15 protein-coding genes are annotated in these 16,498 nt (G+C 35.5%); 11 read left to right on the plus strand and 4 right to left on the minus strand.

The window, feature by feature from the left end; translation table 11 throughout:
- The 3 genes from D2K40_RS15585 to D2K40_RS15595 all read left to right on the plus strand — a co-directional run.
- A partial coding sequence (locus tag D2K40_RS15585) for an RNA-guided endonuclease InsQ/TnpB family protein (RefSeq protein ID WP_162879249.1) occupies positions 1–879 on the plus strand: 879 nt, incomplete at its 5' end.
- A 73-nt stretch (positions 880–952) separates the two neighbouring features.
- Positions 953–1,630 carry an ATP-grasp domain-containing protein gene (locus D2K40_RS15590; RefSeq protein ID WP_240324912.1) on the plus strand — a complete coding sequence of 226 codons (678 nt, stop codon included), beginning with the start codon at positions 953–955 and terminating at the stop codon, positions 1,628–1,630.
- A 110-nt stretch (positions 1,631–1,740) separates the two neighbouring features.
- Entirely contained in the window at positions 1,741–3,195 is a 1,455-nt protein-coding gene (locus D2K40_RS15595; RefSeq protein ID WP_117157268.1) for a cryptochrome/photolyase family protein, read from the plus strand.
- A gap of 141 nt (positions 3,196–3,336) precedes the next feature.
- Here D2K40_RS15595 and D2K40_RS15600 read toward each other — a convergent pair whose 3' ends face one another.
- Both D2K40_RS15600 and D2K40_RS15605 read right to left on the minus strand, forming a co-directional pair.
- Positions 3,337–4,848, minus strand: coding sequence for an aminotransferase class V-fold PLP-dependent enzyme (locus D2K40_RS15600; protein ID WP_117157269.1), 1,512 nt, complete (start codon positions 4,846–4,848; stop codon positions 3,337–3,339).
- 102 nt (positions 4,849–4,950) lie between these two features.
- The gene (locus D2K40_RS15605; RefSeq protein ID WP_117157270.1) at positions 4,951–5,427 is read right to left on the minus strand and encodes a DsrE/DsrF/DrsH-like family protein; all 477 of its coding nucleotides are present in this window, start codon (positions 5,425–5,427) and stop codon (positions 4,951–4,953) included.
- 158 nt (positions 5,428–5,585) lie between these two features.
- On the opposite strand from D2K40_RS15605, the gene D2K40_RS15610 reads away from it, so the two are divergent.
- Positions 5,586–6,203, plus strand: a complete 618-nt coding sequence (locus D2K40_RS15610) for a YpjP family protein (RefSeq protein ID WP_229666627.1) — start codon at positions 5,586–5,588, stop codon at positions 6,201–6,203.
- Between the two features lie 44 nt (positions 6,204–6,247).
- Here the strand turns inward: D2K40_RS15610 and D2K40_RS15615 are convergent, their stop codons facing one another.
- Positions 6,248–7,258: an LLM class flavin-dependent oxidoreductase gene (locus D2K40_RS15615; RefSeq protein WP_117157272.1), complete on the minus strand. Its 1,011-nt coding sequence runs from the start codon at positions 7,256–7,258 to the stop codon at positions 6,248–6,250.
- Positions 7,259–7,413: 155 nt separating this feature from the next.
- Between D2K40_RS15615 and D2K40_RS15620 the strand changes: the two genes are divergently transcribed.
- The 6 genes from D2K40_RS15620 (at position 7,414) to treR (ending at position 14,536) form a co-directional block, all read left to right on the plus strand.
- Positions 7,414–9,120, plus strand: a complete 1,707-nt coding sequence (locus D2K40_RS15620) for an EAL domain-containing protein (RefSeq protein ID WP_117157273.1) — start codon at positions 7,414–7,416, stop codon at positions 9,118–9,120.
- A 155-nt stretch (positions 9,121–9,275) separates the two neighbouring features.
- Positions 9,276–9,599: a hypothetical protein gene (locus D2K40_RS15625; protein ID WP_117157274.1), complete on the plus strand. Its 324-nt coding sequence runs from the start codon at positions 9,276–9,278 to the stop codon at positions 9,597–9,599.
- Positions 9,600–9,696: 97 nt separating this feature from the next.
- Complete coding sequence (ric, locus tag D2K40_RS15630) at positions 9,697–10,386, plus strand: iron-sulfur cluster repair di-iron protein (RefSeq protein ID WP_117157275.1); 690 nt, start codon at positions 9,697–9,699, stop codon at positions 10,384–10,386.
- A gap of 207 nt (positions 10,387–10,593) precedes the next feature.
- Positions 10,594–12,033, plus strand: coding sequence for a PTS system trehalose-specific EIIBC component (gene treP, locus D2K40_RS15635; protein ID WP_117157276.1), 1,440 nt, complete (start codon positions 10,594–10,596; stop codon positions 12,031–12,033).
- Positions 12,034–12,115: 82 nt separating this feature from the next.
- The gene (treC, locus tag D2K40_RS15640) at positions 12,116–13,798 is read left to right on the plus strand and encodes an alpha,alpha-phosphotrehalase (protein WP_117157277.1); all 1,683 of its coding nucleotides are present in this window, start codon (positions 12,116–12,118) and stop codon (positions 13,796–13,798) included.
- Between the two features lie 24 nt (positions 13,799–13,822).
- Positions 13,823–14,536: a trehalose operon repressor gene (gene treR / locus D2K40_RS15645; RefSeq protein WP_188618792.1), complete on the plus strand. Its 714-nt coding sequence runs from the start codon at positions 13,823–13,825 to the stop codon at positions 14,534–14,536.
- Positions 14,537–14,584: 48 nt separating this feature from the next.
- Here the strand turns inward: treR and D2K40_RS15650 are convergent, their stop codons facing one another.
- Positions 14,585–15,670 (minus strand): mechanosensitive ion channel family protein, encoded by a 1,086-nt coding sequence (locus tag D2K40_RS15650; protein WP_229666625.1) that lies wholly within the window; start codon positions 15,668–15,670, stop codon positions 14,585–14,587.
- A gap of 121 nt (positions 15,671–15,791) precedes the next feature.
- Between D2K40_RS15650 and D2K40_RS15655 the strand changes: the two genes are divergently transcribed.
- A complete protein-coding gene (locus D2K40_RS15655; protein WP_117157279.1) occupies positions 15,792–16,205 on the plus strand; it encodes a NusG domain II-containing protein in 414 nt (137 codons plus the stop codon).
- Positions 16,206–16,498 lie beyond the last annotated feature (293 nt).

Genomic DNA, 16,498 nt, shown 5'->3' on the forward strand with positions numbered 1-16,498 from the left:
GGAATGCCCAAATTCCATTCTCGTAAAGGTAGCAAAGCTAGCTACACGACATTTAACCAAAACGGAAATATTTACATCGAAGATGACATATTATATCTTCCATCAGCGCAAAAATCTTCTGTGAAAGACGTTGGGTTGAAGTTACATACACATAGACCATTGCCACAAGGTAGTAAAATTAAAAATATAACGGTTACGATGAACACGAAAGGACAATTTGATGTGTCTATTTGTGTTGAATTTCCAAAGGAAATTCCAAGCATTGGTATACCAAATCGCATTTTGGGACTAGATTATTCTCAATCTCATTTTTTCGTAGATAGCGAGGGTAAGAAAGCCAATTATCCGCACTATTATCGAATAATGAAAGAACGTCTAGCCAAAGAACAACGCATATTGTCAGGCAGAGTGAAGGGCTCTAATCGTTGGGAAAAACAGCGACTACTTGTTTCAAGACTACAGAACAAAGTTGTAAACCAACGAAAAGATTGGCTTCACAAGAAAGCCTATGCTCTTGCGAATCGCTATGACATGATTGTAGTAGAAAACATAGACCTTCGTGCAATTGGACAAAACAAGCATTATGCCAAAAATCAGCAAGATAATGGGTTTGGTAACTTCCGCTTGTATATAAAATATAAACTAGAACAGCAAGGAAAGTACTACGTTAAAGCACCGAAAGGTTTTGCATCTACACAATTATGTTCCACTTGTAGTCATAAGAATACGGCACTAAAAGGAAATGTAGCTGTTCGTGAATGGGGTTGCCCTTCTTGTGGCGCACATCTTGACCGAGATATTAACGCTGCGTTCAATCTTAAACAATATGGGAAATACTATACGAAAGATGAAATTCTGCCACAAATAGTTGGGGCTTAAATGATAAAAAACGGGTTACTTGGAGCCTAAACAGTACCTCTGGCGTGGTTTAAAGGGCAAGGCGCTGGTCTTGTTGTCCGCTGTAAATTCTAAAGGTTGTAATACCTTACAAGCCCGTGACTTCAGTTATGGGTTGTTGACTAAAACAGAAATGACACGTGTCTTATGGGCTGTTGCACCAGAAAACACACCTTATACGGAGATAGTCGCAAGTACGCCAACAAACATAGCGATGATTTTAGATACATTTCCAATCCCATTTGTTGCAAAAGAAGTGAGGAATTCGATGGGAAGAGGTACCTTTTTAATAGAGAATGAACAACAGTTTATGGATTATGCCAAGAAAAATGATGTGCTCTATGTTCAAGAACACCTAGAAAATGACGGAAAAGATATGCGGATTTGCGTTATTGGTGATAAGATTTTTGCTTCTTATTGGCGTGTTGGAATGGAAGGGGAATTCTTACACAATATTGCCCAGGGTGGTGAGCTTTGCTATGATTTTATACCTACTGAAGCAAGTGATCTTGTATTACGCATAGCCAGAGATCTAAATATAAATCATGCTGGATTTGATGTAATGATTAGTAATGGGAAGTTTTACATTCTTGAATTTAATATTCTGTTTGGTAATCAAGGTTTACAAACTGCAGGTGAATCTATTGAACAAGCAATCTATCGTTATATAAGTGAGGAATTTGATCGACCATTTCCCACTACACCATTACCATCGAAAAAGATAGTTTCATAAGGAGCGAGAAAGCTATTTGAGATTCATGCAAATAGCTTTTTAATATGTCGATTGGTTTTGGGTATTAAGGGGAATAGATAGTAATATCATTTATCAAGAGAGGGATAAGTATGAAACGTAAAACAATAATCATGTGGTTTCGTAATGATTTAAGATTACATGATAATCCTGCATTATATGAGGCGGCAAAACAAGGAGATGTACTTCCCGTTTTCATTGATACATCCGAAGAGTCAATTCAAGGAATAGGATCGGCAGAAAGCTGGTGGTTACATCACAGCCTTGAGGCACTTAAACGAAGTATGAAAGATTATCAAACTCCATTAGTGATTCGAAAAGGTCGTAGTGAAGAAGTATTACAACGGTTAATTAAAGAGGTAAATGCTGATGCCGTATACTTTAATCATTCCTATGAACCAGGGGTTTACGAACGTGATCAACAGATTATCAACACATTGAATAACCAAGGAATAATCGCACGAACATTTCATGCGAACGTTTTATTTGTTCCTGGAACAGTGAAAAACAAACAAGGAAATGTTTATAAAGTATTTACCTCCTTCTGGAAACAGGTTAGACAGCAGAAAGTAGAAAGGCCCGTTCCCGCACCTGAAAAAATAACGATGAAGTTGCCAGAGGATTTTAGCATAGGTAACGTTAGTATGCTTAATTTAATACCAGATCAGCAGTGGCCAGAAAAATTTCATGCTTATTGGAATCCAGGTGAAAAAGGCGCGAAAGAAAGATGGCAGGACTTTTTATTGGATGCGATTGAATTTTATGATAGTAAAAGAGATATGCCTGCTCTAGAAGGTGTTTCTGGATTGTCACCACACCTATCCTGGGGAGAGATTAGCCCACGGGTGATCTGGAATCAAAGTAAAGAAAAATTAGATGAAGTCAGTTATGAAAAAGGGTTAGGTGATCGTTATCAACAAATTGAGTCCTATTTGCGACAGATAGTTTGGCGAGACTTTGCTTATCATCAATTAGTAGCTTATCCGCACGTTTTAACACAACCATTAAAGGAAGAGTTCAAGTCATTTCCTTGGCTAGAAAACGTCGAGGGACTAGAGAGGTGGAAGCGAGGGAAAACGGGTTATCCACTAGTTGATGCAGGGATGCGTGAATTATGGGAAACTGGTTGGATGCACAATCGCATTCGAATGATTACAGCTTCCTTTTTAGTTAAACATTTGCTAATTCATTGGTTGGAGGGGGCAAATTGGTTTCGTGAGACACTAGTTGATCACGATATTGCGAATAATATAATGGGTTGGCAGTGGGTGGCCGGATCAGGATTCGATTCATCACCATACTTCAGAGTATTTAATCCGATACTACAAGGCGAAAAATTCGATCCGACTGGAGACTATGTCCGAAAATGGGTGCCAGAAATTGCGTCACTACCTACGAAATTCATTTTTGCTCCATGGACAGCACCAGAAAGTGTGTTACAAGAGCATGGTATTACATTAGGAGAGACATATCCAGAGCGAATTGTTGATCATAAAGCAGGTCGTGAACGAGCTTTAGCAGCTTATTATGAAATGAAGGAAAAATAAAAGGGTTATTGGTACATTTTTAAAGTTAAAATCACTACAAAAGCATCAAACAACACCTGTGGATAAACGAACTATTCCACAGGTGTTGTTTTAAAAAAAGTAAGCAACTAAACAGTTGTGTATAAGTTGTTTGTAATTTTTTTAAATAGTAAATAATTGCTTCATATTTAATGCAGATTTCTCAGTTAGATTAATATGCTCAAAGGTGTCTTTCTTAGGGTTATAACGATAATCTTGTTCCCATATATCAGAATATTTAACAATACTCTTGATTGCAAGAAGAATAATTCTTAATTCTTTATTGGACATAACAGGATGTAGAGAGATACGTATCCATCCTGGCTTTAAAGACATATCGCCAGCTTCAGCACTTTTAGCCATTTTTTCAGAATAAGCCTCGTCAATACCATATAAGTAATGACCATATGGACCTGCACAAGAACAACCACCACGAGCTTGAATGCCGAATCGGTCATTTAATAATTTAACAAATAAGTGATGATGAATATTTGAAGCATGAAAAGCAATAATTCCTAACCTTGGTTGAGTGGATGGATATTCTAAAATAGTGATTCCGTCGATTTTTTCTAATTGGGGCAATAGGAATGATAGCATTTGCTTTTCTCGGTAGAGCATCTCTTCAATCCCCATTCGTTCCTTCAACTGGATACATAAAGCTGTTTTTATTGCTTGCATAAAACCTGGTGTACCACCATCTTCACGATCTTCTGGATTCAATGCATATTTGTAACCACCCCACATGTCTGTCCAAAGAACAGTTCCGCCTCCAGAGTTGTCGGGAATTGAACTTTTCAGTAAATCTTTTGATAGAATTAAAATGCCACTCGTACCAGGCCCTCCTAAAAATTTATGAGGTGAAAATAGGACACCATCTAATTTTTCTAAAGGATCTTTTGGATGCATATCAATTGATACGTAAGGGGCGGAGGCAGCGAAGTCAATAAAACAAATACCACCATGTTTGTGCATTATTTTAGCAAGTTGGTGATAGTTTGTTTGCTTTCCGGTAACATTTGAACAAGCAGTGAAGGCGCCAATTTTCACAGTTCGATCTTTATAATTATTAAGTTGAGTATGCAAATCTTTCGTGTCAACACAACCATTTATATCTGGTGGTAACATGATTACATCACCAATTGTCTCTTTCCACGAAAGGTAGTTTGAATGATGTTCCATATGGCTAACAAAAATTATAGGGCGTTCCTTGTCTGATAATGTTAGTTTTTTCTGGATGGGATCTGGAGCACGTAATCCAAGCAATCGCTGTAACTTATTTACAACAGCAGTCATACCAGTTCCGTCCGAAATTAAGATGTCATCATCAGAAGCGTTGACGTGTTTTTTTATAATTTGTTGTGCATGATGATAGGCTGTAGTAGTTGTTGTCCCAGTAACTGTTGACTCAGTATGTGTATTACCGATATATGGGCCAAAAAGGTTAATAAGTTTTGTTTCAATTGGACGATATAGTCTTCCGCTTGCTGTCCAATCTGCATAAATTAATTTCTTTGATCCATAAGGAGATTTGAATATATGGCTGTATCCGATAATATTTTCTCGAAACGGTTTAAAGTGTTGCTCCAAATCTCCAGTAGTATAGTGAATTGTATTGCCAATTTTAGCTTTAAACATGATAATTTCCACCCTTCCGCTCAAAACATCTACATTAGCCTATGTTTTCAGTGAAAAAGTGTTATTGAAGATAAAAAATGACATGGTTTTGTCACAGAATTTCTAAATAAACAATTGCATATTGGATTGTAATGCACTTTTTAGATATGTTTTTGCGTCAACAATTTCTAACTCGGGAATGAGCTCTTCTTCTTTAAAACCCATAATTTCCATAGAAAGTTTACACCCATAAAATTTAACATTCTTTTTACGAGCCCCTTTTAAAAAATGAATCAGATGCGGTGCGTGGTTATCATCAATCATTTCAACTAATAACTTTTTACCTACTCCATTAAAATTCATTTTAGATAATGGCAGGTCTTCAGCCCCTTTTGGTGAAAATGTACTAAACATTTTTTCGTAGACAGTTTTATCTTCATTAGAAATCTTATCAGGATCACGGAGGAGCCATAGCCCCCAAAAAGAGAAAAACATTGTAACATCTACATCTATTTCGCGTGCAGAATTTGCTAAAATTAATCCTGCCATTGCTTTGTCGTAATCCCCACTAAACATTAATAAATTCATTTCTTCTGGCATAATTAATCACTCCTTTTTTGGTGATAAAAGTAGTGTGTGCAACTAAATGTAAAAAATGCTGTGAGAAATATTTCAATTTGATTAAAAAACATATAAAATATAGACTTTTTCCTGAATGATGGTAAAATCAATTGTAATAGTACATAGGTGAGGAGGGAATGTATAAGATGATTTGGTTGAAGCGGATATTTGTTATTTTCATTTCAATTTTAACGTTCGGCATGTATGTACCACCTGTACAGATTACTACAAATGCAGAAGCGGATAGCAAAGAGGTAGAATCTTCTAAAGAAGATTCTAATGCTAATCAATTTAATGTCTTTATGCAAAACGAGCAAGCTAATTCATTGGTTGATACATTCCCTGTTGTAGAACCAGATCCGGTTGATCAGTTAATTGAGCAAGCTAAAATGCAAACGGTAACAAAGATGGGCCCTAAAATTGCGAGTCAAATAGAAGAAGATTTTACCGCCTCTATCTTACCAGGAATAGAAGAAGTAATTGAATCAATCTTAGATAATATTGGGGAAGAAAAAGTTCCTTATATTAAAATATCTGAAGAACAATTCGCAGGTTATGGAGAAAAGATTTTTACTTTATATGATATCAGGACTAAACAGGATATTGCGAGATTTGATGTTCGGAGAGATAATCGACCGCAAGAGGGTTATTGGTTTAACTTTCATTATCATGTTGAACGGGATAACTATGAAACGCATCATGCACTTGGTGAAATTTATTGGAGTAAAGATACACCACCGAAATGGATGTCATAATAAATGAAAAAAAAGGCGCTAATCTTGGGTTAGCGCCTTTTTAGTTACTTCATTAATTCACCGACAATTTCATAAGATCGCAATCGGTCCTTTTGGTTATAAATTTGCGAGCTGATAATTACTTCATTTGCATTCGTTTCTGATAAAAAGCGTGCTAGTTTTTCTTTCACTAGTTCTTTATCACCAACAATTGTTGAGCGTGAATCAAGTGTTTTTTCAATCGCATTCTTTTCCTGTAAGGACCAAACAGCATCGATATCGTCAATTGGAGGCTGCAATTTTGCTGGTTTACCACGAGTTATACTTAAAAACTGCTGTTGTTGGGAAGTAGCAAGCCATTTAGCACGCTCTGTGGTATCTGCTGCAACAATATTAACCCCTACCATTGCGTATGGTTCTGCTAAAACGTTTAACGGTTTAAAGTTATCTCGGTAAATATTTAATGCTGGGATTGTGTAATCTGGTGAAAAGTGACTTGCAAAAGCAAACGGTAGACCTTTTTCAGCAGCGAGTCTGGCGCTAAATCCACTAGATCCTAGTAACCAAATAGGAACATCTAAACCTTGACCAGGTACAGCACGAACTCCTCGGTTTCCTTCTTCAGAGAAATAAGCTTGTAACTCTTCTAATTGCTGTGGAAATTGTTCAGGCGAACTGTTAAGTGTGCGACGTAAGGCATTAGCAGTAGCTTGATCGCTTCCTGGTGCACGACCAAGTCCAAGGTCAATACGATTTGGATAAAGTGATTCCAATGTACCAAATTGTTCTGCAATTACAAGTGGAGCATGATTTGGTAGCATGATTCCGCCTGATCCTATACGAATTGATTCAGTCGCACTTGCAATGTGCCCCATTATCACAGAGGTTGCTGAGCTTGCTATTCCTGGCATGTTATGATGTTCGGCAAACCAATAGCGGTGAAAACCTAACTCCTCTGTTTTTTTCGCTAACTCTACGCTATGTTTAAACGATTCTGCTGGAGATCCACCTTCATTGACAGGGGCAAGGTCTAAAACAGATAACGGTGTATTAGTAAAGTATTTTTGTCTAGTCATATATACAACTCCTATTTTGTGATTCTAACTAAATCATACGCTTCCCCCTTTAGCTTCGTCCAATAATTTGTTCTTAATAGTGCATGTGACTAAACATGAACCTATCACCCGTGATATAGTAAAATAAAGCCAAAAATGAAAGAGGTTAAGAAAGAATGAATCACTCCGATTTTTTACATAAATTTAAATCAACAATAACGCTCCCTGATTTTTTGGATGCGGTCAATTCAATGGATGAAGTTGGTTTAAGTATTGTTGATCCAACAAAAAAAGACCTGCCTTTGGTTTATATTAATCAAGGCTTTATCAATATGACTGGTTACGATTCAAAGGATGTGATTGGTGAGAATTGCCGTTTTTTACAAGGGGTTGATACAGACCAAAGAAAAGTTAATAAAATCAGAGATGCCATTAAACAAAAGCGATCAGCCTCAGTTATTTTAAAGAATTATCGAAAGAATGGTAGTACTTTTTGGAATCAATTTATTATTAGTCCCGCCTATAATCAGTGTGGTGAATTAGCATACTTTATTGGATTACAATTTGATGTAACAGAAGATATTAAAGAGAAAGAGCATACAGAAAAGAAAATAGAAAAATTAGCTCACTTTGATAAATTAACTGGATTAATGAATTTAGATTATTTTAAAAGAAACATTCAACAAGTAATAGATCGGCATGAGGGTGGAACTATTTTGCGAATTAATCTAAAGCGATTTCGTAATGTTAACAATAGTTATGGTGAAGCCCAAAGTGATGGCATATTGCTAGAGGTATCCCAACGCTTGCGTCAAGTGTGTCCAACTACGCCAATGTGTCGGAGTTTTGCTGACGATTTTATTATATTATTTCCTGAAAAGCACCCATTACTAGTTGAAGATATTATTGAACTGTTAAAACAAAAGTTGATTAAGCCATATGTACTACAAGGAGAGGAGATTCATTTAGATTATAGAATTGGAATTAGTAAATTTCCAGAACATGCTGATGATGTAGAAAGCTTGCTCACGTTTGCTTCCCTTGCCATGAATGAGGCCGCAAAGGAGATAACAGCAAAGCCGTATGTTTATTTTAATTCAAAACTATCTGAACGATTAGAAGAGCGTATGAGCATTGAGAAAAGATTTCCACATGCGTTAGAAAATAATGAATTTATCCTTCACTATCAACCGAAGTATACAACTGAAGGAAAAGTGGTTGGGATGGAAGCACTTGTTAGGTGGTTAGACCCTATTGTAGGTGTAATTAATCCGGCTCAGTTTATTTCTGTTGCAGAGGAAACAGGGTTTATTGTAGAACTCGGGACATGGGTGATGTACGAAGCGTGTAGGCAAAATCAAGCATGGCAAAATCAAGATTTGCTTCCTATTCCAGTATCGGTGAATGTATCAGCAATTCAATTTGTTCACCCGAATTTTGTAAATTCAGTGGAAGATATTTTACTGAAAACTGGACTAGATCCAAGATTCTTAGAACTGGAAATTACAGAATCTCTATTAATAGACGTAGACCATATTATATCAAAACTCCAAAAGTTAAAAGCATTAGGTGTATCCATTTCAATAGATGACTTTGGAACAGGTTATTCATCAATAAATTATTTAAAAGATTTCCCTGTTGATACATTAAAGATTGACCGAACTTTTGTTATGAATGTCCCTGAAAATGAACGGGACGCTGCACTTTTGAATTCCATAATGCAACTTGGCAGGTCATTAGGTTTAACTATCTTAATCGAAGGTGTAGAAACAAAAGAACAACTTCAATTCTTTAAGGAACATGGTGGAGATCTAATTCAAGGGTATTATTTTAGTAAGCCATTAACTAAATTTAAAATGTCGCAATTGCTGCTAACAAAATGAAACTTGCATTACTGTAGGGGTTATCTAACTAAGATTTGGCCTTAAATACGCTTGAGATAATTGGACTTTTACTGCCATTATCTGTTTGAACTTTTGTTAATGGGGTACATTATATATATAATACCTTGATTAAAATAAAGGAGAGGGTGCATAACATGTTTAAAAAAATTCAAGCTTATTTCAAGACTGAAGATGATGCTGAGGATGTTCATGCAACGTTAAACAAACTGAACATACAAAATGTGTTAGTTGATCAACTAACTGAAGAATCCGATAGAAGTTTTATTGCACCATTAGGCGTCAATGGCTCAACGTCTGCAGCAAATCCAGTAGGGTATCCAGTACCATCTGATTTTGAAGAAGATGACAAGAAAGAACGCAGTATAATGTTAGAATTTGAGGTCGAGGAAGAAGACTTTGGAGAAGCGTTAAATATAATAAAAGAAAACGATGGTCACGTAAATAGAGAATTATTCTAAGCTCTCTAAAGTGATTTTACTTAACAGTGATCTAACTCACAACCTTCTAAATTAAAGTGCGATATGCTTTATATACACTTTTTTAGGAGGTTATTTTATGCAATTTTTTCAGATAGATGATACACCAGCAGATATTGTTAAAACTTTTCCGAAAGCTAGTGATCTTTTTAAGAAAGAGCGCATTGATTTTTGTTGCGGAGGAGATAAGCCACTTCGTGAAACATTAGAGAAAAGGCAAATTGATGGGGAAATGTTGCTGCATGCGTTAAATGAATCGTATAAAGATTGGAAAGATGCTGGTAATATTGAGACGGATTGGAATAAAGTATCTAGTAGTGAATTGATTGATCACATTCTAGAACGTCATCACTATTATTTACAACAAGAGTTAGAACCGCTTAGTCAATTTGTAACAAAAATATTTCGTGTGCATGGTCAAAACCATCCACACCTAAAAGATCTTCATAAGGTGTATCACGAATTTAAAGCAGAGATTGAAGCTCATTTAATTGAAGAAGAGAATGAACTATTTCCATTGGTACGTCAGTATGAAGAAACACAAGATTTAGCTGATGCGGCTCGGATTCAAGAATTAAACAAGAATATGGAACAAGAACATCAAGTAGCTGGTGATTTGTTGCGTGAAATGCATACAATAACCAATGGTTTTGTTCCACCAGAAGGTGCTTGTAATTCCTATCGAATTACTTACGCAAGACTTGCTGAATTAGAAACAAACACATTTGAGCATATTCATTTAGAAAACAATATACTATTTAAGAAGTAATTACTATACACCAACGGTTTGTTGGTGTATTTTTTTGGTTTAATTTGGTTATAAAAAGAATTAATTATTATTATTGACGAACTTGTATATACAAGATATAATGAAACCGTAATCAATTACATGTATATACAAGTTTAGTTGATGTATAATTTTTTATGTTTTGAATGAAACTAACATAATCTTTCATTGGAGGAAAGGGGTAATAGTATGGCTAAGTACACTGATTCAGCAAAAGAATTGTTGGAATATGTAGGTGGCAGTGACAATATATCTGTGGTAACACATTGTGCAACACGGATGCGATTTGTTTTGAATGATTCAAATAAAGCAGATTTAGACAAGGTTGAAGAAATGGATCTTGTCAAGGGAACATTCACAAATGCAGGTCAATTTCAAGTGATTATAGGTAATGAGGTCTCAACTTTTTATAATGAATTTACTAAAATTGCTGGTGTTGGAGACACATCAAAAGAAGATGCAAAAGTAGCAGCAAAGCAAAATATGAATTTTCTTCAACGAATGATTTCACACCTTGCTGAAATTTTCACACCATTAATTCCAGCTTTAGTCGTTGGTGGTTTAATTCTAGGTTTTCGTAATGTCATTGGTGCTATTCCAGAATTCGGTCCTAATGGTAATCAGACTTTAATTGAACTTTCGCAGTTTTGGGCAGGTACGCACGCATTCTTGTGGCTAATTGGTGAAGCGATATTTCACTTCTTGCCGGTAGGAATTGTTTGGGCTATTACTCGAAAAATGGGTACGACTCAAATATTGGGTATTGTCCTTGGGATTACGCTTGTATCCCCTCAGTTATTAAATGCATATGCAGTTCCTGGCGCAGAAGCAATCCCGTTTTGGGACTTTGGCTTTGCAACAGTTGAAATGATTGGTTATCAAGCACAAGTAATTCCGGCAATATTAGCAGGTTTCGTGCTGGCGTATTTAGAAATTGGTTTACGTAAAGTGATACCAAATGTTATTTCGATGATTTTTGTACCATTTTTTGCTTTGATACCAGCCGTTTTAATAGCACATGTTGTGCTTGGACCAATTGGTTGGGAAATAGGTTCTTGGATTTCAAATATCGTATATTCCGGCTTAACATCGGCATTTGGTTGGTTATTTGCAGCTGCATTTGGCTTTGCTTATGCTCCTCTTGTTATTACCGGTTTACACCATATGACGAACGCAATTGACTTACAATTAATGAGTGAATTTGGTGGTACGAATCTATGGCCAATGATTGCATTATCAAATATTGCTCAAGGTTCAGCGGTAGTAGCAATGATTATTATTAATCGTCATGATGAAAAAGAAAAGCAAGTTTCTGTACCATCAGCAATTTCCTGTTATTTAGGTGTAACAGAACCTGCAATGTTTGGTATCAACTTAAAATACGGCTTCCCGTTCTTAGCGGCGATGATCGGTTCGATGACAGCAGCTGTTATCTCTGTAGGTAGTGGCGTAATGGCTAACTCCATAGGTGTTGGTGGTATACCAGGATTCCTGTCTATTCAAGCTGATGATTGGGCAATGTTCTTTGTTGCCATGGCTGTTGCGATAGTGGTACCAATTATTCTAACAATGATATTCTCAAAAATGAAAATGGGTCAAAACGCATTTGAACGTTTAGGTAAGAAATAAGAGAAAAATAGATTAAGCAGATTAAGCAACCATATTTAATATGGTTGCTTCTGCCATATTAAAAAGAGAAGGTGAACGCAAAATGAAACAACCTTGGTGGAAAAAAGCAGTTGTCTATCAAATTTACCCAAAGAGTTTTAATGATACGACAGGTAATGGAATAGGCGATTTGCATGGCATCATAGAGAAATTAGATTACTTACAAAGATTAGGGGTTGACGTAGTCTGGCTCACTCCGATTTATGATTCTCCACAAAACGATAATGGTTACGATATTAGTGATTACTATTCCCTATATGAAGAGTATGGTACAATGCAAGATTTTGAATTGCTACTAGATGAAGCACATAAGCGTAATATTAAAATTATTATGGATATTGTAGTAAACCATACATCTACTGCGCATAAATGGTTTAAGCAATCACAGGAATCCAAAGATAATCCGTATCGTGACTTCTACATTTGGAAAGATGGGAAAAATGGAGATGTACCTTCAAATTGGCAATCAAAATTTGGAGGATCTGCATGGGAGTATGACACAACTACTAATCAGTATTACTTACATCTTTTTGATAAAACACAGGCTGATTTGAACTGGGAAAATGAATCTGTTCGAGATGCAGTATATGAGATGATGGATTTTTGGCTAGAAAAAGGTGTAGATGGTTTTCGACTTGATGTTATTAATTTGATTTCAAAAGATCAGGATTTTCCTGATGACGATGGTTCCATACCACCTGGTGATGGCAGAAAATTTTATACGGATGGACCGAAAATTCATACGTATTTGCAGGAAATGAATGAGCAGGTTTTTTCGAAATACGATATTATGACAGTTGGGGAAATGTCATCTACTTCAATTGAAAATTGTATTAAGTATACAAAAGCCGAAAGAAAAGAACTAGATATGACCTTTAACTTTCACCATTTAAAAGTTGATTATCCTAATGGAGAAAAGTGGACAAAGGCGGCCTTTGATTTTCAAGCTTTAAAACAAATTTTATCGCAGTGGCAATCTGAAATGCATAAAGGTGGAGGGTGGAATGCGCTATTTTGGTGTAACCACGATCAGCCTCGAGTAGTTTCACGATTTGGTGATGACGGAACGTATCATGAAGAGTCAGCTAAAATGCTAGCAACAACCATTCATATGATGCAAGGTACACCTTATATTTATCAGGGCGAAGAATTTGGAATGACCAATCCAGGTTTTTCTGAAATAGAAGATTATCGAGATGTCGAGTCATTAAATATGTATGAGATCAAGAAGGCAGAAGGAATGTCAGACCAAGAGATCATTGATATTCTTAAACAAAAATCACGTGATAATTCTAGGACACCTGTACAATGGAATGCTAGCAAGCATGCAGGATTTACAACAGTAGAACCATGGATTGAAGTAGCGGATAATTATAAAACGATTAATGCGGAAGCGGCTGTAACTGATCCAAATTCGATCTTTTATCATTACCAAAAGCTGATTAACCTCAGAAAACAGTATGATATTGTGATAGAAGGGGACTATCAGTTGATTTTAACTGACCATCATGCTATTTTTGCTTATATACGTAACAATGGAAATGAAAAATTATTGGTAATTAATAATTTTTATGGAGAAGAAACGGAGTACACATTATCAAGTGATTTAGGCCTTTCGAATTGGGAAAGTGAAATCTTACTGTCGAATTATCCTGATTCATCTGAGCAATATATAGAAGGCAGACTTCGTCCATATGAGTCCATTGTTTACCATCTGAAAAAGTAAGCAAATGAGGGCAAAAAATGTATGATTAATAAAAAGTATTTGGTGATTTATAACGAAATTGCAAAGCAAATTGATGAAAAACTATGGGAACCAGATCAACTATTACCGTCAGAACATGAATTAAAAGAACAGTATAATACGTCACGTGAAACAATTCGCAAGGCGTTAAATTTGTTGTCACAAAATGGCTATATTCAAAAAGTGAGGGGGAAAGGCTCGGTAGTAATTCCGCGTAATAAATATGACTTTCCTGTCTCAGGTTTAGTGAGTTTTAAAGAATTGGCTGAGAAGATGAATAATCAGACCAAAACGATTGTCCATGATGTTTCCTTAATAAAGCCTAATAGTTATTTAAAACAACAATTACAATTAAATAGTAAAGATCAGGTTTGGCAGGTTATTCGTGTAAGGGACCTTGATGGGGGTAAAGTGATTTTAGATAAAGATTTTTTTAATGAAAGATATGTTCCTTTTCTCTCGAAAGAAATATGCCAAGATTCGATTTATGCTTATCTTGAAGGGGAAATGAATTTATCAATTAGTTTTGCAAAAAAAGAAATCACAGTTGACGAACCAACGGAAGAAGATCAACAATTGCTTGATTTAGATGGATTTCATAATGTTGTTGTAATTAAAAACTATGTTTATTTAGATGATGCAAGTTTGTTCCAATATACAGAGTCACGACATCGACCAGACCGTTTTCGATTTGTTGACTTTGCAAGGAGACAACAATAATGTAATAAAAAATAGACACATTCATGTGTCTATTTTTTGTGTGTTGATTTATTTTTTCCATTTTTCATAAACACTTGCATCAACTGAACGCAAGTGTAAGTCGCGTTGTGGAAATGGAATTTCAATTTGATTTTCTTTGAGAATGTGATGAATACGGAAGTTAATATTCGTTTTGACACGAATAATATCATTTGGGTTAGAAATCCAAATGAATAATTCAAAATCTAATGATGAATCACCAAATCCGATAAAATTGACGAACGGCTCAGGATCTAATAAAACAGACTCAGTTGAAGTGTACTCCTCATGTCCAACTTGAATCAATAACTCCCGAACTTTTTCAGGATCTGTTCCATAAGCAACGCCAATCGGTACTACAACACGCATGGTTGGATCACTATAAGATCGATTGATCACATGTTCTTCTAGAAAATAAGAATTTGGTACAATAATATGTTCATTATCAATGGATTTAATAATTGTCGCGCGCATATTTATTTGCTCAATATCGCCAATGATTTCATTTACAATTACACGATCGCCAACTTTAATAGGACGTTCAAATAATAAAATAATACCTGAAATAAAATTCGAGGCAATATTTTGTAGACCAAAACCAATCCCGACCCCAAGTACACTAGCAAATACAGTTAAGGCACTTAGGTCAATGCCGACAGTAGATATACTAATCAGAATGGCAAGGATCATAATAATGTAGTGAGAAATACGATTAAAAGTAAACTGAATACCCCGATCAAGTTGATAACGGTCATAAACACGAGGCATAAACAAACTTGTTACGACCTTTGAAACTTGATAAGCTAATGATAATATTAAAAAAATAACTAGTAGTAAAGATAATGTGATGTTAGTCGAACCTAAGCTGTATAAAGGGCGTAACATCCAACTTGTATCAGCGAAATAATAGAAAAGAAATAGAATTATGCCATAAAATGTGATCCAATTAAGAAAATAGCGTATTGCTTGTTTTCGATCTGGATTTTCTTTAGTTCTTCTAGTTACCGACCAAAAAATCAAAAATCTAACGAATAATATCATTGCTAAAATGGAAATAACAAAAATCAACTGACTAATGATATGATCTTGTTCAAAGATGTCATTTATAATGTCCACATATATCACCTATCTAAATAAGAGTAGTTTTATTTTATCATAATTATTGAATTACTACCTCGTAAGGTGAAAAAGATGGTATAGTAGCTGTATTGATTTTGATAAAAAAGAGGTGATTTGTATGCGTAATATTATAAAAGTAATGAAACCACTAGATATAATTATTATTGTTATATTAATCGCGATATCTTTTATACCACTAACTGTTTTTTCTATGACACAAACATATAATGCAGGTGATAAAGTAACGGCAGCCATTATACAAGATGGAGAAGTTATAAGAGAAATTGAGTTAACAGGGCATGAGGGAAATGAACAATTCGTGATAGAAGGAAAAGGTAATCAATATAACTTAATGGAAGTAGATGATGAACGAATTCGCATTAAAGAAGATAATAGTCCTGACCAAGTAGGAGTAAAGATGGGATGGAAAGACAAACCAGGTGAAACAATTATTTGCTTACCACATAAGCTACTAGTCGAAATTAGAGCAGAAGGAAATAACACAGAAAGTGAAGAAATAATTTCTTATTAATTTCGTTTAAATATTTTGTTAAATTTGTTTCGCAGTAGATATATGATGCGACATAACTAGTAGCGTGAGTTACTTACCCTAACCCGCTACGTCAGAAAATGGATTCCCTTTCCGTGGGCTCAGTCTCAGCTAACTTGGTAAAGAAAAACACTTTACCAAGTGGATCGTGCGCCCGGCATGAGTTATAACTAGGTGGTGAAAGTCCACCACAGACTTGGCAGTAGGAACTGTTAGTGAAAGGCAAGGGTGTCTATCGTGAGATAGAATCTGAAGGAAGCCGGACACAAAATCCC

The organism is Paraliobacillus quinghaiensis (genome assembly GCF_003426025.1).
GTDB lineage: Bacteria > Bacillota > Bacilli > Bacillales > Amphibacillaceae > Paraliobacillus_A > Paraliobacillus_A quinghaiensis.